The sequence below is a fragment of the Clostridium sp. HMP27 genome (assembly GCF_000765165.1).
In the GTDB taxonomy this organism is placed as follows: domain Bacteria; phylum Bacillota; class Clostridia; order Clostridiales; family Clostridiaceae; genus Clostridium_AK.
This window is the reverse complement of record NZ_JMFY01000014.1, coordinates 32,015-49,934: the sequence shown is the minus strand read 5'-3', so window position 1 is coordinate 49,934 and position 17,920 is coordinate 32,015. Positions and strand designations below refer to the sequence as shown.

General features: G+C 30.8%; 22 protein-coding genes and 1 tRNA gene. All 23 read right to left on the bottom strand.

The window, feature by feature from the left end; all coding sequences use genetic code 11:
- Positions 1-72: 72 nt before the first annotated feature.
- The 23 genes from coaBC to pstC all read right to left on the bottom strand — a co-directional run bounded on the left by coaBC (position 73) and on the right by pstC (position 17,878).
- The gene (gene coaBC, locus DP68_RS06205) at positions 73-1,269 is read right to left on the bottom strand and encodes a bifunctional phosphopantothenoylcysteine decarboxylase/phosphopantothenate--cysteine ligase CoaBC (protein WP_035307535.1); all 1,197 of its coding nucleotides are present in this window, start codon (positions 1,267-1,269) and stop codon (positions 73-75) included.
- A 2-nt stretch (positions 1,270-1,271) separates the two neighbouring features.
- Entirely contained in the window at positions 1,272-1,490 is a 219-nt protein-coding gene (rpoZ, locus tag DP68_RS06200; RefSeq protein WP_035307533.1) for a DNA-directed RNA polymerase subunit omega, read from the bottom strand.
- A complete protein-coding gene (gmk, locus tag DP68_RS06195) occupies positions 1,471-2,100 on the bottom strand; it encodes a guanylate kinase (RefSeq protein WP_035307530.1) in 630 nt (209 codons plus the stop codon). The genes rpoZ and gmk overlap by 20 nt, the downstream gene beginning before the upstream one ends.
- The gene (remA, locus tag DP68_RS06190) at positions 2,100-2,375 is read right to left on the bottom strand and encodes an extracellular matrix/biofilm regulator RemA (RefSeq protein WP_035307528.1); all 276 of its coding nucleotides are present in this window, start codon (positions 2,373-2,375) and stop codon (positions 2,100-2,102) included. The genes gmk and remA overlap by 1 nt, the downstream gene beginning before the upstream one ends.
- A 16-nt stretch (positions 2,376-2,391) precedes the next feature.
- Positions 2,392-3,270 (bottom strand): YicC/YloC family endoribonuclease, encoded by an 879-nt coding sequence (locus DP68_RS06185; protein ID WP_035307526.1) that lies wholly within the window; start codon positions 3,268-3,270, stop codon positions 2,392-2,394.
- 154 nt (positions 3,271-3,424) lie between these two features.
- Positions 3,425-4,582 carry an aminotransferase class I/II-fold pyridoxal phosphate-dependent enzyme gene (locus DP68_RS06180; RefSeq protein ID WP_035307525.1) on the bottom strand — a complete coding sequence of 386 codons (1,158 nt, stop codon included), beginning with the start codon at positions 4,580-4,582 and terminating at the stop codon, positions 3,425-3,427.
- 145 nt (positions 4,583-4,727) lie between these two features.
- Positions 4,728-4,988, bottom strand: coding sequence for a hypothetical protein (locus DP68_RS06175; RefSeq protein WP_242966455.1), 261 nt, complete (start codon positions 4,986-4,988; stop codon positions 4,728-4,730).
- A gap of 149 nt (positions 4,989-5,137) precedes the next feature.
- On the bottom strand, positions 5,138-5,293 hold the full coding sequence (locus DP68_RS19445; protein ID WP_186430223.1) for a hypothetical protein: 156 nt from the start codon (positions 5,291-5,293) through the stop codon (positions 5,138-5,140).
- A 57-nt stretch (positions 5,294-5,350) separates the two neighbouring features.
- Positions 5,351-5,536 (bottom strand): hypothetical protein, encoded by a 186-nt coding sequence (locus DP68_RS06170; RefSeq protein WP_035307520.1) that lies wholly within the window; start codon positions 5,534-5,536, stop codon positions 5,351-5,353.
- A gap of 55 nt (positions 5,537-5,591) precedes the next feature.
- Complete coding sequence (locus DP68_RS06165; RefSeq protein ID WP_052085671.1) at positions 5,592-6,245, bottom strand: N-acetylmuramoyl-L-alanine amidase; 654 nt, start codon at positions 6,243-6,245, stop codon at positions 5,592-5,594.
- A gap of 91 nt (positions 6,246-6,336) precedes the next feature.
- Positions 6,337-7,005 (bottom strand): class I SAM-dependent methyltransferase, encoded by a 669-nt coding sequence (locus DP68_RS06160; RefSeq protein ID WP_035307904.1) that lies wholly within the window; start codon positions 7,003-7,005, stop codon positions 6,337-6,339.
- Between the two features lie 90 nt (positions 7,006-7,095).
- A complete protein-coding gene (locus DP68_RS19170; protein WP_081957107.1) occupies positions 7,096-7,236 on the bottom strand; it encodes an aspartyl-phosphate phosphatase Spo0E family protein in 141 nt (46 codons plus the stop codon).
- A gap of 170 nt (positions 7,237-7,406) precedes the next feature.
- Complete coding sequence (locus DP68_RS06155) at positions 7,407-7,583, bottom strand: H-type small acid-soluble spore protein (protein ID WP_035307518.1); 177 nt, start codon at positions 7,581-7,583, stop codon at positions 7,407-7,409.
- Positions 7,584-8,008: 425 nt separating this feature from the next.
- A tRNA-Pro gene (locus DP68_RS06150) sits at positions 8,009-8,084 on the bottom strand.
- 178 nt (positions 8,085-8,262) lie between these two features.
- Entirely contained in the window at positions 8,263-9,741 is a 1,479-nt protein-coding gene (spoIVA, locus tag DP68_RS06145) for a stage IV sporulation protein A (protein ID WP_035307516.1), read from the bottom strand.
- 147 nt (positions 9,742-9,888) lie between these two features.
- On the bottom strand, positions 9,889-10,884 hold the full coding sequence (locus tag DP68_RS06140; protein ID WP_035307902.1) for an NAD(P)H-dependent glycerol-3-phosphate dehydrogenase: 996 nt from the start codon (positions 10,882-10,884) through the stop codon (positions 9,889-9,891).
- A 4-nt stretch (positions 10,885-10,888) separates the two neighbouring features.
- Positions 10,889-12,205, bottom strand: coding sequence for a ribosome biogenesis GTPase Der (der, locus tag DP68_RS06135; RefSeq protein ID WP_035307514.1), 1,317 nt, complete (start codon positions 12,203-12,205; stop codon positions 10,889-10,891).
- 2 nt (positions 12,206-12,207) lie between these two features.
- Positions 12,208-13,521 carry a radical SAM protein gene (locus tag DP68_RS06130; RefSeq protein ID WP_035307512.1) on the bottom strand — a complete coding sequence of 438 codons (1,314 nt, stop codon included), beginning with the start codon at positions 13,519-13,521 and terminating at the stop codon, positions 12,208-12,210.
- A 103-nt stretch (positions 13,522-13,624) separates the two neighbouring features.
- Complete coding sequence (locus DP68_RS06125) at positions 13,625-14,332, bottom strand: HAD family hydrolase (protein WP_052085670.1); 708 nt, start codon at positions 14,330-14,332, stop codon at positions 13,625-13,627.
- Between the two features lie 309 nt (positions 14,333-14,641).
- The gene (phoU, locus tag DP68_RS06120) at positions 14,642-15,298 is read right to left on the bottom strand and encodes a phosphate signaling complex protein PhoU (protein ID WP_035307509.1); all 657 of its coding nucleotides are present in this window, start codon (positions 15,296-15,298) and stop codon (positions 14,642-14,644) included.
- A gap of 29 nt (positions 15,299-15,327) precedes the next feature.
- Positions 15,328-16,077, bottom strand: coding sequence for a phosphate ABC transporter ATP-binding protein PstB (gene pstB, locus DP68_RS06115; RefSeq protein ID WP_035307506.1), 750 nt, complete (start codon positions 16,075-16,077; stop codon positions 15,328-15,330).
- 11 nt (positions 16,078-16,088) lie between these two features.
- A complete protein-coding gene (gene pstA / locus DP68_RS06110; RefSeq protein WP_035307504.1) occupies positions 16,089-16,976 on the bottom strand; it encodes a phosphate ABC transporter permease PstA in 888 nt (295 codons plus the stop codon).
- Positions 16,976-17,878 (bottom strand): phosphate ABC transporter permease subunit PstC, encoded by a 903-nt coding sequence (pstC, locus tag DP68_RS06105; protein ID WP_242966480.1) that lies wholly within the window; start codon positions 17,876-17,878, stop codon positions 16,976-16,978. Before pstC ends, pstA begins: the two co-directional genes overlap by 1 nt.
- Positions 17,879-17,920: the final 42 nt, after the last annotated feature.

Sequence of the window (17,920 nt, the reverse complement as noted above, 5' to 3'; positions counted from 1 at the left end):
TATTTTAGTAAATAAAAGAGGCTATCTTTACAATTCCATTTTGCAAAGTAACGCCCCTTTTATCTTAACAACTTATACTTCTTTGTTTTTATTATTGATAATATCAAATAATTTCTGTGCTACTTCTCTTTTACTCATTTTTTCTAATGAAAGTTTTTTTCCTTCTCTAGTAAGTATAGTTACTCTATTTTCACTAGATTGAAATCCTGTATCTGATGAGGTTATATCATTAGCAACTATGTAATCTAAATTTTTCTTTTTCAGCTTAGATTCTGCATTACTTATTAAATCATTGCTTTCTGCTGCAAATCCTACTAACACTTGATTTTGTTTTATTTCCCCTAATTTTTTCAATATGTCTGTATCTTTTGCAAAATTTAAAACAAGTTCATCAGAGGCCTTTTTAATTTTATTTTGTGAGTACTCTACTGGCTTATAATCTGCTACAGCAGCAGCTTTTATAACTATGTCTTGAGAGCTAAAGTGTTCTAAAACCTCGTTTAACATTTCTTCATTAGTTGTTATATTTATAGTATTTATTCCAAAGGGAGCCTTTAACGATGTAGGACCTGACACCAATGTAACTTCAGCTCCTCTATCTCTAGCTTCCTCCGCTATAGCATAACCCATTTTTCCTGAAGATCTATTTGTTATAAATCTAACAGGATCTATTAAAGACCATGTAGGTCCTGCTGTAACTAATACCTTTTTTCCTGCCATATCTTTTATTGGATAAAGCATACTTATTACCTTATCTGCAATAAGTTCTGTATCAGCAAGCTTTCCAGCTCCCACATCTCCACAAGCAAGCCTTCCACTTTCAGGTTCTATAAACTTATATCCATAATCTTTAAGTTTTTGAATATTATTTTGAACTATTGGATTTAAATACATATTTGTATTCATTGCAGGTGCAAATACTACTGGAGCGTGAGTCGCCATAATAGTAGTGGAAAGCATATCATCTGCTATTCCATTTGCTACCTTTCCTATTATATTTGCAGTAGCTGGTACTATAAGCATTAAATCAGCTTTTTTAGCAAGAGATATATGCTGTATTTCCCAATGTTTAGGCTCATCAAACATATTAGTTACAACCATGTTTTGGCTTAAACTCTGGAAGCTTAAAGGATTTACAAATTCACCTGCAGATTCAGTCATAATTACGTGAACATCTATGTTCTTTTTTCTTAATCTGCTGATTACATCTAAAGCCTTATATACAGCTACTCCTCCTGTAACACCTATAACTACAGTTTTTCTCTCCATTTTTACTTTATACCTTCCTTAACAGTTTCATAAGTAATAGCTGTTGCCTCTATTTCATTTATAGCTACAGTTACTGGTTTTGTTAAATCAGTATTTATAAGTGGTGCATCACCATCTATAAGCTGTCTTGCTCTTTTTGAAACTACTACTACTAAAGAATATCTGTTATCAACTTTTTCTAATAAATCCACTATTGATGGATTAATCATAGAGTTGTTCATGCATCAATCCCTCCTTACAATCAAATATTGTCTCTTTCATTCTATCTACTCTGCATCTTTCTGCAGATACTATAGATTCAATTTTCCTAACTGCATCTTCTACATTATCATTGACTACTGCATAATTATATTTAGAAACATAGTTTATCTCCTTATAAGCAGACTTAAACCTAGTCATAAGGGATTCAGGTGTTTCTGTACCTCTTTTAGTAATTCTATTTTTTAATTCCTCCATAGAAGGTGGTAATATAAATATAAATACTCCCTCTGGATAATTATCCTTAACCTTTAATGCTCCCTGAATATCTATTTCTAAAATAACATCTCTTCCTTGTTCTATCATTTCTAGAACTTTGGATTTAGGTGTTCCATAGAAGTTTCCATAAACCTCTGCGTATTCTAGGAAATCATCGTTGCTAATTTTAGATACAAATTCCTCTTTTGCAAGAAAATAATAACTTTTACCATCTATCTCTCCCACTCTAGGGGAACGAGTAGTTGCAGAAACAGATATCCAAAAATCATTTTTATCTAATAAAGCTTTGCATACTGTTCCTTTACCTGTACCTGAAGGGCCTGAGATTACTATTAAAAGTCCTTTTTCCTTCATTAGCTGTCAACCTCTTCTGTATCTTCAACCTCTTCTTTAGAAGATAATCTATGTGCCACTGTTTCTGGCTGAACCGCTGATAAAATTACATGATCACTATCTGTAATAATAACTGCTCTAGTTCTTCTTCCATAAGTAGCATCTATAAGCATTCCTCTATCCCTTGCCTCTTGAATTATTCTCTTAATTGGAGCTGATTCAGGACTTACTATAGCCACTAACCTATTAGCTGAAACAATATTTCCAAATCCTATGTTTATTAGTTTAATACCCATTACTTGCCTCCAGTACTTACTCTATATTTTGTATTTGTTCTCTTATTTTTTCAATTTCGTTTTTTATTGAAATAGCTAAATTAGATATATTTAAATCATTAGCTTTTGAAGCAATTGTGTTGGTTTCTCTATTCATCTCTTGTATTATAAAATCTAACTTTCTTCCAATAGATTCGTCTAACTTAAGTGTTTCTTGCATTTGAATTATATGACTATTAAGTCTAACTATTTCTTCATCTATGCATGCTCTATCTGCAAGAATAGCTACTTCCATAGCAATTCTGTTTTCATCTATATTATAGTCTTCTAAAAGTTCTTTTAACCTATCTTGAAGCTTTTGCTTATATGTTATAGGAACCAAAGGAGCTCTTTCTTCTATATTATCTAATATATTTTTTATATTATTACATTTTTCTATTATATTTTCTTGTAACTTATTTCCTTCTATTTGTCGCATTTTAAGCAACATATCAATAGCTTCATTAAGCGGACCTGATAAGCTTTTCCAGAGTTTCTCTATGTCCTCTTCTTGCTGCTGAATTGTAACTACTTCAGGAAATTTTGCAACTAAAGAAAGTGATATATCATCTTTTATATCATATCTGTTTTTTATGCTGCGAAGACACTCCACATAACTGTCTGCCAAAGTTTCATTAAAAACAGTTCTTATATCTTTCTTATCATATGTAGTAAGATTTATAAATACATCTACTTTACCTCTACTTATTTTCTTTTGTATAGTAGACCTTATCTTATCTTCTATAGAAATTAAACTTTTAGGCATTTTTAGATTTATGTCACAATATCTATGATTTATGCTTTTAATTTCTACAGTAAAACTTCTACTGTCATCCTCAAAGGTTGCCCTTCCAAATCCCGTCATGCTTCTAATCATAATTTTCATCCTTCCATATAACTAAGCTTAACACACATATTCATTATACATACATATTTATAATAAATTCAAGCATATTTTGCAATAACACAAAATATGCTCGTTTTTTCAGCTATTAATTTAAATTATATCATAAATCTTGCATTATTGAACTTTATTTATTTAAATTATTTAATTTACTTAATCCTTTTTCCAATTCTGTTTTATCCTTAGTAAGTGACATTCTAAAATATCCATGACATAGGTTTCCAAATACATACCCAGGAGTCACTATAATTCCACACTTATTTAATAATTCTTCACAAAATTCATCTGTTGTATACTCTCTAGGAACTGTAGCCCAAATATAAAATGTGCCTTTACTCTTAAAAAACTTTATATTACATTCTTTTAGCTTTTTTTCTGCAAATTCTATTCTTTCATCATATATCTTTCTTACTCCATTTATATAATCCCTGCCAAGTTTAAATGCTTCAACGCCTGCCCATTGAACTGGTACAAACTGACCAGAATCCATATTCATTTTTATTTTTAGTATGGCATTTAATACTTCTCTATTTCCCACTACGTATCCTAATCTAAATCCTGCCATGCTAAACATTTTAGAAAAACTGCCAAATTCTATAAATCTTTTTTGATAGTCAAACTGCATTAAACTTAAAGGGGCTTCAGTTCCTCTTATAATCTCATTATAGGCTCCGTCATTACATAATACTATATTATTTTTATAGCAAAACTCAATAATTTCCTTGAAAAAATAAGGATTTGCTGCAGCACCTGTAGGATTATTGGGATAATTAATTAAGAACATCTTAGATTTATTGATTATTTCATTAGGGATAGCTGAAAGATCTGGAAGATATTCATCCTTTTCTTTTAAAGGTATTTTATATGAAACCGCTCCCCATAACTTTGCTGATAAATCATATACAGGATAAGATGGCTTAGGAATTATTGCATAATCACCTGCATCGCATAATGCAGGTATTAAGTTACTTATTCCTTCTTTAGACCCAATTAATACAAGTACTTCTTCTCTATCTAGTGTTACTCCATATACATCCTTATAGTATTTAATTATCCCATCTTTTAACTCCTTTATCCCAGCATATGGAGGATAATTATTGTACCCCTTGTAAGTTAAAGACTTTTTTAAGCCTTCAATTATTGTATTATCAGTTAGTAAATCAGGGTCCCCTACTCCTAAGTCTAATACTTCTTTTCCTTGACTTAATAAATTTTCCTTTATTTTATCCAATTTACCTAATTGATATTCGGGAAGGCTATTTAATCTGTTATTTATTTTTAACATTTGTCCTCCTAAAATATTTCTTACTATTCTATTATTTTATTCATTTTTTCTTTTATGTGTTACAGTTTACATTTAGCTCCTATTTACATAATGTATATTATGTAAATAAGGCCTCGAAAAAATAAAGGTCTGAATATTCAGACCTTTAACATGTATTTTTGATTTTATCAATATATTCCTCATCATCACTTATTCTAATCAAACTCTCTATGAAATATTTATCTCTATTTTTAGGTAATCTTTTATGACTTATAAGTTTTATCATTATCATACATATATCATATTTATGCACATGTGTATGTCCGCTTTTAAAGCTTTTTTTCGTGTTGTGTATTATAAAACCGCTTCCTGCTTTATATACCTTAAAATTAAGGTTTTGGTATATTTGAACACTCAAGTCTATCACCTCTTGGTTTTATAATATCCCGATGAAATTAAAAGTCTATTTAAAAGACATCTATTGTTTAATACATATTATGAGATATTTGATAAAATGTTAAAAATAAAGCTTGATTTTAAAAAGCATTCTCTTTATATAAAATCAAGCTTTATTTCTTATACATCTACATCTTCATTTTTAATCTTTAGCACATTTTTATGTGTTAAATTAGTATCTTGTAGAACATCTGATATTTCTTTATTATCATCTATCATTTTTCTTGCTCTTTTACAAGCTTGTGTATAAGGTAATTTTTCATTTTTCTTAACCATAATACTTTCCTCCTCTTTTGTTATATACTAAATTTATTTTAACCATAGATAAAACTATTATTCTTCCCAAAATCTTACTAAATTAGATTGAGCTTTGTTGATATTCCATGCGTACCCATCTCTATGATAGCTAAATACTTTTATACTATGTTTATCTTCATACCATTCCTTAAACTTTTTAAATTGTTCATTACTCATTTTATGAATTTCAGTTCCCCATTGACCATTTAATTCTATCATCATATATAAACACCTCCACTTTTATATATTCATAAATTTATAATTTTATTCTAACTCTTTAATCTATCACAGCCTCAAATCCCTTTTCCTTTAGCTTTTTAACCATTGCTTCAGCATTATTTTTATCTGTAAATGCTCCTAACTGAACTTTATATATCTTATTTCCCTTATTATCATCTTTTACAGGAACACTTTCTGAGGGCATCTTTCCTGTAAGTCCTTTAACTATAGCATTGGATATCTTTTCTGCATTATATTTATTCATATCCTCCTTGCTATCTATAAAAGATACTTCAATTAATATAGCAGGAGCCTTTGTGTTCTTTACCACATAAAGCCTACTTCCATTCTTTATCCCTCTATTTTTATATCCTAATTTTACGAGTTCACTTAATACACTTTTTGAATATCTCTCACCTGCAGTACTTCCTGGATAAAAGTATACTTCTGACCCCTGTCCACCTCCAGCATTAAAATGAATAGATACATATAAATTTACATTATTTAAATTTGAAACTTGTACTCTCCTATTTAAACTATCTGTAACACTATTACATCTTACTGGAAGCACGCTTATAACTTCATGTCCTAGATTTTTCAACTTTTCTATGACCTTTAATCCAACTTCTTTTGTTAAATTATCTTCAAACTTTATTCCTTTAGCTCCAATGTCTGGTGTGCAGTTATGCCCTATATCTATAGCAAATTTCATTACAATCACTTCCTTAATTAAATTGTCACTACATAATATGCAAAAGTAATTGTAAGTGCTCAAGTTTTAACTGTTAACAATTATTTTTAAACTATTTTTCCCAGACTAATGAGTATCTCCAAAAAAGCTTACGTTTAACTTTTGCTGTTGGTATATGTTTTTTAACAAATAACTTAATCTCATCTATTGTCATATATGTATCATGTTCACCATGTTTTTCCCAAACTTCTTTTGAGTGAGCATCATCTTTTTGCAATCTACCGTTTTTTATTAAATTCATTGCAATGTTAGGGATAAAAGCACTACCCCATATAATATAATCACTTAAGGTCTTGGCTTCTGCAAGGTCTAGTATAATTAGTTTACCACCTTTCTTAAGCTTATCCTTTGCAAAGCATAAAAGCCACTCATAGGGCAAATGATGTGCTGTGGCTGTTGTTATAATAACATCGATACTATCGTTTTGAAATTTCATATCCAAAATATTTCCGCAAATATACTGGATATTTTTATTAGGGTGTAAAACTTTTGCCTTCTCAATCATCTTATCTGCAAGATCAACTGATATCACCTTCTTAGATTTTTTTGATAACATAAGTGAAAGTTCACCCTTACCACAACCTATGTCAAGACAAGTCTCAACATTATTTGGTATAAATTTTATTAGATGCTTGAAATAACAATTGTTATGATTCCATTTTAATTCGTCAAGCTCAGAAATTTCATTAAAATCAGTTTTCACTACATTATAATCTTCCATTTTCACACCTCTCTTAATAAATAAACTTCTTGCTATAACATTCCACATCACTATACACAATCCTCTATAAAATAAAAAAAGCCCAGCTGCCTAGGCTAAACTTGTCTGATAAATGTAAATAAGTTTGTCCAATTTCTGACTAAGTTGCACCACTTCATCAGAACATAAGCATATGTCTTCTTCAGTTAATCGGTTTAATTCCTCTCTAAGAACCTCAATTTCCTCTTCCATTTGTAATAACCTCTCACTTACAATTTTACACAACATTAGCAATTATAGTACTAAATTCAAAACAATTCAACAAAATTAAGTTCATTTAACACTTTTTTAACAATATGTGCTTGTTGCTAGAAAAATTAAAATATATATAATAGAAAACTCGAGCCTAGGCTCGAGATAAATTAATCCTCTTTCAAATCTTTTATATCTACATTTAATTCTGTATCTGTGTTAATATCTTTAACTTTAACTGTATCGCTTTGTTTATCAATATTTTCAAGCCAAACAGGGTTTCCTTTATAGCTTACTCCTATTACACCTAATGATTCAATAATTTCAGCAGCTCTTTTTGTATCCATATTTGTTTCTCCTTTTTAAAGTATTTATTATATATCTTACCCCTTACTTCAAATAGTTATTAATTTAAAATCTCAATTCTTACAAAACTTATATTTATATTTTATTTGTGCAATATAAGTTATGGAGGTGTTGTTAATGGATACAGATAAAATTACTACAAATAAACATGATACTCTGATAAAAAATTAAAAAATTATTCTCAAGTAAAAAGCTTTGATAGACTATCAAATGAAGATTTTGAAATTGCTTCTGCAATAACTGCAGGTGGTGATGAATCTATGATTAGTATAGACATAAATGATTAAAAATACTAAAAGTAATTTGCTACTCTCTTCTTAACTTGGTCTTTACAGAACATTGTATTTATAGAAATCGCGCTAAAATTAGAAAAGCCCGTAGTTCCTTAAAACTACAGGCTTTCTTATGGTCTGGGTAACAAGACTTGAACTTGCGACCTCATGCACCCCATACATGCGCGCTACCATCTGCGCTATACCCAGGTATCACCGAAATTATATCATATATTGAATAATTTGTAAATATTTCATTCAAATTAATCAAAACTTTCTTAGTTTCAGCTATAATTGCCTTATGATAAATACTTTCCATCTAAATTCATCGAATAAAAATTATAAATTAGGGACTTCGCAACGAAAATCCCTAATTTATATAGAATTACTAAAGTATTATACAGATAAGTCCTCCATTACCTTCATTTATTATTTTCTGCAATGTTTTTTGAATCTTTATCTGTACATCTTCTGGCATCTTATAAAGCTTGTTTTGCAATCCATCTTTAACCAATACCTCTAATGATTTACCAAAAATATTGCTCTGCCATATCTTTGAACGATCATTTTCAAATTGCTCTAATAGAGCTTTTACCATTTCTTCACTTTCTTTTTCTGTTCCCATTATAGGTGATATTTCTGTTTCTATATCTGCTCTTATGAAATGGAGTGATGGTGCACTTGCTTTTAGCTTAACCCCACACCTATTACCATTTTTAACTATCTCAGGCTCTTCTAGCTTCATTTCTGAAAGTTCTGGAGCAACTAGACCATATCCTGTTTCTTTGACATCCTTTAATGCTTGTGCAACCTTATCATACTCTAATTTAGCCTTACTCATTTCTTCCATTATAGATAATAATTGATTTTCACCTTTTATTTCTCTATTACATATTTCACCTAATATATTATAGAATAATCCCTGTCTAGGTTTTAAATCAACTTTTGCTGTGCCTTCCCCCATATTTACTTCATTTAATTTTGATTCCCCTAAGAATTCAAATTCTTTAAATCCATCTAAAGTCTTTCCTATATCTCTTACTTTGTATATGGATGTACACATATCTTTAACTAAATTAATAAAATCTACTTTTAGCCAGTGAGCTTTATCTAAGTTTTCTATCCATTCTGGCATATCAATATTTATTTCTTTTACTGGGAATTCTTTAAGTACTCTAGTAAATATGTTTGTAATATCCTCTTCTTTCATATTTAACACATCCATTGTTTGTACAGGAACGTCATATTTTGCTTCTAATTCTTTCTTAAGTTCTATTGTATTTGGATCATACATATGCTTTGTATTTAATACAATAATAAAAGGTTTATCTATTGCTTTTAACTCATTTACAACTCTCTCTTCTGTTTCTACATAATCTTCTCTAGCAATATCAGTAATTGATCCATCAGTAGTTACAAGCAATCCTATAGTTGAATGTTCATTGATAACTTTTTTAGTTCCAATTTCTGCTGCTTCTTCAAAAGGTATTTCGTAATTGTACCAAGGAGTTGTAACCATTTTAGCTTTTTCTCCATCCATGTACCCTGAAGCGCCTTTCACTATATAACCTACGCAATCTACCATTCTTACTTTAAACTTAGTGTTATCTTTTAGCTTTACTTCTACAGCTTCGTTAGGAACAAATTTGGGTTCTGTAGTGTGAATGGTTTTGCCTGATGAGCTCTGAGGCAGTTCATCTTGAGCCCTCTTCTTTTTGAATTCATTATCCATATTAGGCAAAACCATCATTTCCATAAACTTCTTTATAAACGTTGACTTTCCAGTTCTTACTGGACCTACTACCCCTACATAAATATCACCTTGGGTTCGTTCTGCAATGTCCTTGTATATATCAAAATTTTCCAAGATAATTTACCCTCCCAATCTATAATTTTAACAGTATATATATATTAGTTAAAAGCTTAAAATATTACTAATAAAATAAAAAGCATATGGCGCATAAAAATATCATATACTTTTATGCGCCATATGCTTTTAAGCACTATATAAACTTTAAAACTCTTCTTTTTTATCCCTAGACATTAACTCATATACAGCATATTTGGGATCTTTTTCTTCAAAAACAACCTTATAAAGCACATCAGTTATAGGCATGGAAACATCCAGCTTTTCCTTTAAATTATAAAATGCTTTGCAAGCCTTTATACCCTCTACTACCATTCCTATTTCCTTAACGGCCTCCTCTGGTGATACACCTTTACCAATTAATATACCAGCTCTTCTATTTCTGCTATGCATACTAGTACAGGTAACTATTAAATCCCCAAAGCCAGTAAGCCCAGAAAAAGTTTCAGCTTTTCCTCCCAGCTTTTCACCTATTCTAATTATCTCGCTCATTCCTCTGGTCATAAGTGCAGCCTTTGCATTATCTCCGTAGCCTATTCCATCAGATATACCTGCAGCCAGTGCTATTATATTTTTAACTGCTCCACCTATTTCAACTCCTATTAAGTCTGAATTGGTGTACACTCTAAATTTATTAGTCATAAATACATTTTGTATTTCCTTTGCATAGCTCATGTCTTCTGAAGAAGCTACAACTGTTGTTGGGATATCTAATGCAACTTCTTCAGCATGGCTAGGTCCAGAGAGAATTACTATCCCATTATCTGAAATTTCATCTCTTATAACCTCAGATAACCTCTCTCCTGTATTCTCATCTATTCCCTTTGCAATACTTATTATAATACTATCCTTTTTTAAATAAGGTCTTATCTTACTAGCTACTTCTCTTATAGCTTGAGAAGGAACTGATAACACTATATACTTACTCTTTTCTAATGCTTCTTCTAAATTTAAAGTTGCATAAACATTATGTGGAACCACAACACCTGGGAGATAATTAATATTTTCCCTCTTATTGTTTATGTTATCTATAGTTTCATAGCTTCTATCCCATACGAATACGTCGAAACCTTTTTTAGCCATCATAATAGAAAGTGCTGTTCCAAAACTTCCTCCCCCAAGAAAAGTGATAGAATTCCCCATCATATTAACTCTTCCTTTCTCTAAACTCCATCTTTATACCTGTTCCGCTAAAGTCGAAACTATCTCTTAATTGATTTTCTAAATATCTTGAATAAGAAAAATGTAATGCATCAGGATTATTTACAAAGAATATAAATGTAGGAGGCTTTACTCCTGTTTGAGTAGCATAGTATATTTTCATTCTTGTAATCCCTACTATAGGTGGTTCCTGCATAGTAACCGCTCTTGATATTACATCATTTAAAACTCCTGTTTTAACTCTCTTATTATAGTTATCATAGCACATTTTTGCCATTTCTAAAACCTTATGTACTCTCTGTCCTGTTTTAGCTGAAATAAATAAATATGGAGCATATGACATAAACGCAAGTTCATGCTGAAGTCCTTTTTTAAATTCAATCATAGTATTTGTTTCTTTTTCAATTAAGTCCCACTTGTTTACAATTACCATAATTGCTTTACTCATTTCATGAGCATATCCTATTATTCTCTGATCCTGTTCACTTATTCCATCCTCTGCATCTATCATAAGTATACATACATCCGCTCTTTCTAGAGCAGCATAAGTTCTTACTACACTATATCTCTCTATTTCATCTTTAATCTTACTTCTTCTTCTTATTCCAGCAGTATCTACAAGAATAAACTTGCCTTCTTCTGTTTCTATTACGCTATCTATTGCATCCCTTGTTGTTCCAGGAATGTCACTTACTATATTTCTTTCTTCACCAAGTATTTTATTTACTAGTGAAGATTTTCCTACATTTGGCTTACCTACAAATGCAATTCTTACATATTCATCTTCTTCATTTTCTCCAATTATGCTATCAAAGTGTTCTACAACTCTATCAAGCATATCTCCAAGACCTAAGCCCTGAGAAGCTGAAATTGCTATAGGATCACCTATTCCTAAATTATAAAATTCATAAGCATTGTCTTCTTCAGCTATTCTATCTACCTTGTTTACAACTAGTACTATAGGCTTCTTAGACTTTCTAAGCATTTGGGATACTTCATAATCTGCAGGAGTTATTCCTGATTTTCCATCTACAAGGAAAACTATTACATCTGCTGTTTCTATAGCTATCTGCGCCTGTCTTCTCATTTGAGATATTATAACATCATCACTTTCTGGTTCTATACCACCAGTGTCTATCATAGTAAAGTTATACTTAAGCCATTCTGCTTCTGCATAAATTCTATCTCTTGTAACCCCCGGTGTATCTTCTACTATAGCTATTCTTCTTCCTGCTAATTTGTTAAATAAAGTAGATTTGCCTACATTTGGTCTTCCTACTATGGCAACTATTGGTTTAGGCATTTTTACTCCTCCTCACTATATTCATTTATTTTATCTATTAAATCTTCTCCAGTATACTCACATATTAATATTTTTTTATTAAAATGTTTTTCTAATTCTTCCACTGTTACATCATCTAAAAACACTTCTTCCCCTGCTCTTAGTATGTTCCTTGGGATTATTATATAATCACCTAATTCATCATCTTTTAACTGTTTTTTTATATCACTACCCGTTAAAAGCCCTGCAACAGTTATAGTACTCCCGAAAAAGTTATTTACAATAGGATTAACCTGAACTTTTATATTAGTATTTACCTTTTGAATTTCTTCAGCTGCTGCTTCTATTTCTTTATATGCTGATGTTCCTGTAATTAAAGTAAAGCTTCCTTTTTTATTAGGCATTAAATTACCTAATCCTTCTTTAATATTTTCTCTAAAGATTCTTATCATTCCTACCCCATCTTCTAGTTGGTCAAATTTATCATAAAAATCTTTAGTTGGAACATCTACTTCCGCTGTAACATAAAATTCGTCAGAAAGTCTTACAAACGGATATCCTATTTCATTTATGTATTTTTCCTGAATCTTTTTCAAACCTTCAATTTCCATTAAAGAAGTTTCTTTATTATATAATGTCATATCAAAAAGCCCTTCTCTAAATTTTGTAATTCCAACTGGAACTACTGCCACATTTTCAATTGAAGGATGTAATTTATAAAGATCTTCAACAGTTTTTATAAGTTCTTCGCCATTATTTACTCCTGGACAAGAAACCACTTGGCAATTTACTTTTATGCCTCCACGAGAAAGCTTTACGAGTCTTTCATATACATTGCCGGCAAATCGATTACTTAACATCTTTTGTCTAAGCTCAGGATTTGTAGTATGAACAGATACATTTATAGGACTTATCTTATATTCTATAATTCTATTTATATCCTCATCTGTCATATTGGTTAATGTTACGAAATTTCCTTGTAAAAAAGACAGCCTTGAATCATCATCCTTAAAATATAATGTTTCTCTCATTCCCTTAGGTAACTGATCTATAAAACAAAATATACACTTGTTAGAACAACTTCTAGCTTTATCCATTATAGAATCTTCAAATTCTACTCCAAGATCCTCATCATAATCCTTCTCTATTTCAAGTTCCCATATCTCTCCATCAGCCTTTTCTATTAGAGCAACTATTTCTTCATCTGCCATTAAAAACTTATAATCTATTATATCTTTTACTTCTTTTTCATTTATGGAAATTAGTTTATCACCTACTTCTATTTCTAATTCTTCTGCAATACTCCCAGGCTTTACCTTTGATATGGTATTTTTCATTAAATCACTCCTAATTATTATGTTTACCCCTTAATTCTATAATATTACCTTAATCTTCATATTTAGTCAATCCAAAAGGATTTATTGAGTATTTTCTATCAATTTATATACATGGCAAGCCTTCTACAAACTTATAAAACTCCTCATAGTTTCCCTCATAATCAGTAACATAACTTTTATCATTTTTATTTAATATATTATCTTTTATGAGATATGTTTTTATGCCTATATTTTTAGCCACTAAATCCTCTACTGTATCATTTCCCACCATAAGACATTCCCCTGGTTTCTTATTTATATCTTTTAAAACTTCCTCATAAAGCTTAATTTGCGGCTTACAGTAATGATTTTTTTCAAATGAAGTTATATATGTAAAATCCTCTGGTTTAAACCCAGCCCACCTAATTCTATGATGTATTGCCTTTATCGGAAACAGCGGATTGGTCACAACTACAACATTATATCCCTTTTCCTTTAACAGCTTTACACTTCTTATCATCTTCTCTTCTGACTTCACTGAACTTTGTACCCTTAAGAATTCATTATCATAAAAGTTATCAAATCTATGCCAAAATTCATGCAATCTATTATTAACCCTTATATTAAAATCTTGCATAAACACTTCTTCATTTGTTCTTTCATCTAGGCTTGACACCATAGTCTTTGTAGATGCCCATATATGTTTGCCTAATTCCATTGGATCCATTAGGTCACTAAAGGACTTTCCAATTTCATTAAAATAAACCTTTTCAAATTCTTCTGCATCCATTGATAGTAATGTTCCATCTAAATCAAAAAGAATAGTATTCATTATTCTGCACCTCTTTATTCTGAATTATTTTTTATAAAATATCAAGTGATTCTTAGGTTTAGATGGAGTTTGCTTGTAAGGAATATCTTTTCTCCATCTAAACCTTAGAAGAACTTATCCAGGCGCGTATCAGTGCTTATGCACAACATAAGAACTCTAACTGATTGAAGTCAAAGAGTCCTAATATTCCCCGCTTTGAAGAAGATGGGGGTGTTAGCAATGGTAGCGATCGGACAAATCTATTTTATCAGATTTCATATAAAAAGGAAAAGACATACAACAATTAATATATCGCATGTCTTTTTAATACTATTCATTTAAATCTATTTGTTCTCCAGTAACAAGATAAATAGTCCACTCGCATATATTTGTAACGTGATCTGCTATTCTCTCTAGGTATTTACATATAAATAAAAATTGTGTTGCTTGATTAATAGTACTGTTATCCGCTGCCATTATAGGAAGCATTTCTTTAAATACCCCTCTATATATGGCATCAATCTGATCATCCTTTTTACACACAATATAAGATCCTTCTACATTTCCATCTACATAACAATCTAAAGATTCTTTTATCATTTCATTAACTAAATTAGACATCTTAGGAATATCAACTAATGGCTTTATAAAATTTTCGTCTTTAAGTCTAATAGCAATTTTAGCAATATCTACAGCATGATCAGCCATTCTCTCTAAATCTGTTACTATTTTAGTAGTAGTAAATATCATACGTAAATCCTTAGCTAGTGGCTGCTCTGTAGCTATAAGCTTTATACATTTGTCTTCAATTTCCTTTTGAAGATCATCAACCAAGTCATCATCTTCAATTATTTTTTTTGCCAAAACAACATCATGATTTACTAGAGCCTCTATACAAAGATGTATTTGTTTTTCTACAATACTGCCCATTCTCAATAAATCATTATGAAGTTCTGTAAGTCTTAAATCAAATCCTCCTCTTGTCATAACCCTCACCTCTTATATCATTTTAAGTTTTAACCAAATCTACCTGTAATATAATCCTCTGTTCTCTTATCTGTCGGCTTGTAAAATATATCTTCCGTTTTATTAAACTCCACAACTTCTCCACTTAAGAAAAATGCTGTATAATCAGATATTCTTCCTGCCTGCTGCATATTATGAGTAACTATTATTACTGTATATTCCTTTTTTAACGTATCCATAAGCTCCTCAACCTTTAATGTGGAAATAGGATCTAGTGCTGAAGTTGGTTCATCCATTAAAAGTATCTCCGGTTCAACAGCTAATGTTCTTGCAATACAGAGCCTTTGTTGCTGACCTCCAGATAGTCCCATTCCATTTTTCTTTAATCTATCCTTAACTTCATCCCAAAGTGCCGCTCCTTTCAAGCTCTTTTCAACTATTTCATCTAACTTCGATTTGCTTGTTATACCATGAATTCTTGGTCCATAAGCTACATTATCATATATAGACATTGGAAATGGATTAGGTTTTTGGAATACCATTCCAACCCTTTTTCTAAGTTCTATTTCATCATAATCCTTATATATATTTTTCCCCTCAAATAATACTTCCCCTTCAATTTTTACGTTTTCTATCAAGTCATTCATTCTATTTAACGTTCTTAAAAATGTAGACTTTCCACATCCTGAAGGGCCTATCAAAGCAGTTACTGCATTTTTTTCTATTTCTAAATTTATATTCTTAAGTGCTTTTGTAGCACCATAATGAAGTTCAAGATTTCTAGTTTGTATTATGCTCATATTAATCCTCCCTATTTACTCCCCGTATAGGACTCATAAATCTTCTTACCTATTATACGCGCCAATATATTAAATATTAATACCATAATTATAAGTACTGCTGAAGCTCCATTTCCTACTCTAGTAGCATCTGGAATCATTCCCTCAGAATTAACTTTCCAAATATAAACAGCTAAAGTTTCTGCCGGCCTAAATAAATTAAATGGAGATGATTTACTCATTAAAGTAGACGCCTTAAAAGACAGAGATGGAGCACTCATTCCTGCGGTATAAAGTAATGCTGCAGCTTCTCCAAATATTCTTCCAGCAGCTAGAATTACCCCTGTAAGTATTTGAGGCATAGCTGATGGCAGTATTACTCTTTTTATAGTTTGCCATCTTGTAGCTCCAAGCCCTAAACTTGCTTCTTTAACTCCACGAGATGCAGCTTTTATAGCATTCTCACTTACTCTTGTTAATGAAGGTAAATTAAGTATTGTTATTACTAACGCTCCTGCAAATAATGTAAATCCCCATTTGGTCATTTTTACAAATACTAACAATCCAAATAATCCTACCACTATAGAAGGCAATGATGCCATAGTTTCTATGCAAAGTCTAATAAAATTAAGAATTCTTCCCTCTTTTGCATATTCTGCTAAATATATACCCGCTCCTACACCTAAAGGTATAGTAATTAAAAGAGAAACTATAAGCATATAAAAAGAGTTAAATAACTGAGGACCTATTCCTCCACCAGCTTCCCCTATCTTTGGTTCTCCAAACAAGAAAGATGGAGTAATTGTTCCAATTCCTTTAAATAATATATATCCTATTAAAGCTACTAGAAGGAGTACCACAAAACTTGAAATTACATATAAAATACCAGTCCACATCTTATCTTTAAATTTAGGATTCATTATTTAACTTCCCCCCTTTTGCCAATAGCTCTAATTACTAAAATAAATACAAATGAAACTATTAAAAGAATTAATGCAAGCGTCCATAACGCATCATTCCAAGCAGTTCCTGATACGGTATTCGCCATATCCATGGTTAATACTGAAGTTAATGTACTAGTTGGAGTTAACAAACCTTTAGGTAATTTAATAGTATTTCCAATTACCATTTGCACCGCTAATGCTTCTCCAAAAGCTCTTGCAATTCCAAGTACTATAGCAGTAAGTATTCCATTTTTAGCAGCTGGAAGTATTACCTTGCTTATGGTTTGCCATCTTGTAGCCCCAAGTCCATAAGATGCCTCTATAAAATCCTTTGGGACTACCTTTATCGCATCTGATGAAAGACTTGCTATAGTTGGAAGTATCATTATACTTAACACTAAAACACCTGCAAGTAGGCTAAAACCAACTCCTCCAAATATACTTTTTATAAAAGGAAGCAGTACAGTTATACCTATCCATCCATAAACTACTGATGGTATACCTACAAATAATTCTAATGCTGGTTGCAATACTTTGTTACCAAGCCTTGGGGAGATATAATTCATAAAAATTGCAAGTGCAATGCTTATAGGTGCACTTATTAAAACTGCTCCAATAGATACAAGTGTTGAGCCTATTATAAATATACTTGCTCCAAAAGTTGGATCATCTGCATCCGGGGACCACTTTGATGAAAATATAAAATCACCAATTGAATATCCGTGTTTTGTAAAGGTACTAATACCTTTTGATGCTATAAAAAATATTATGCTCAATGTTAAAACCACTATTAAAATTCCACAAAATGTTGCATAAGATTTCCCTAAATATTCAGTTCTTAATCTGTTAAATTTTCTATTTTTACTCACACTTATCATCATCCCTATTTTACTATTTGAGTTAAAACTGCCACATATTAT

Excerpts from the sequence above, each read along its gene's own strand:
- der (WP_035307514.1), bottom strand. The coding sequence starts at position 12,205 with ATGCCTAAACCAATAGTTGCCATAGTAGGAAGACCAAATGTAGGCAAA.
- pstA (WP_035307504.1), bottom strand. The coding sequence starts at position 16,976 with ATGAATCCTAAATTTAAAGATAAGATGTGGACTGGTATTTTATATGTA.
- DP68_RS06165 (WP_052085671.1), bottom strand. The coding sequence starts at position 6,245 with ATGAAATTTGCTATAGATATAGGGCATAACTGCACACCAGACATTGGA.
- DP68_RS06185 (WP_035307526.1), bottom strand. The coding sequence starts at position 3,270 with ATGATTAGAAGCATGACGGGATTTGGAAGGGCAACCTTTGAGGATGAC.
- DP68_RS06140 (WP_035307902.1), bottom strand. The coding sequence starts at position 10,884 with ATGGGGAATTCTATCACTTTTCTTGGGGGAGGAAGTTTTGGAACAGCA.
- DP68_RS06170 (WP_035307520.1), bottom strand. The coding sequence starts at position 5,536 with ATGATGATAGAATTAAATGGTCAATGGGGAACTGAAATTCATAAAATG.
- DP68_RS19445 (WP_186430223.1), bottom strand. The coding sequence starts at position 5,293 with ATGGTTAAGAAAAATGAAAAATTACCTTATACACAAGCTTGTAAAAGA.
- DP68_RS06155 (WP_035307518.1), bottom strand. The coding sequence starts at position 7,583 with ATGGATACAAAAAGAGCTGCTGAAATTATTGAATCATTAGGTGTAATA.
- pstB (WP_035307506.1), bottom strand. The coding sequence starts at position 16,077 with ATGAGCATAATACAAACTAGAAATCTTGAACTTCATTATGGTGCTACA.
- DP68_RS06125 (WP_052085670.1), bottom strand. The coding sequence starts at position 14,332 with ATGAATACTATTCTTTTTGATTTAGATGGAACATTACTATCAATGGAT.
- phoU (WP_035307509.1), bottom strand. The coding sequence starts at position 15,298 with ATGACAAGAGGAGGATTTGATTTAAGACTTACAGAACTTCATAATGAT.
- gmk (WP_035307530.1), bottom strand. The coding sequence starts at position 2,100 with ATGAAGGAAAAAGGACTTTTAATAGTAATCTCAGGCCCTTCAGGTACA.
- DP68_RS06130 (WP_035307512.1), bottom strand. The coding sequence starts at position 13,521 with ATGAAAAATACCATATCAAAGGTAAAGCCTGGGAGTATTGCAGAAGAA.
- rpoZ (WP_035307533.1), bottom strand. The coding sequence starts at position 1,490 with ATGAACAACTCTATGATTAATCCATCAATAGTGGATTTATTAGAAAAA.
- coaBC (WP_035307535.1), bottom strand. The coding sequence starts at position 1,269 with ATGGAGAGAAAAACTGTAGTTATAGGTGTTACAGGAGGAGTAGCTGTA.
- pstC (WP_242966480.1), bottom strand. The coding sequence starts at position 17,878 with ATGATAAGTGTGAGTAAAAATAGAAAATTTAACAGATTAAGAACTGAA.
- DP68_RS06180 (WP_035307525.1), bottom strand. The coding sequence starts at position 4,582 with ATGTTAAAAATAAATAACAGATTAAATAGCCTTCCCGAATATCAATTA.
- DP68_RS06160 (WP_035307904.1), bottom strand. The coding sequence starts at position 7,005 with ATGGAAGATTATAATGTAGTGAAAACTGATTTTAATGAAATTTCTGAG.
- remA (WP_035307528.1), bottom strand. The coding sequence starts at position 2,375 with ATGGGTATTAAACTAATAAACATAGGATTTGGAAATATTGTTTCAGCT.
- DP68_RS19170 (WP_081957107.1), bottom strand. The coding sequence starts at position 7,236 with ATGGAAGAGGAAATTGAGGTTCTTAGAGAGGAATTAAACCGATTAACT.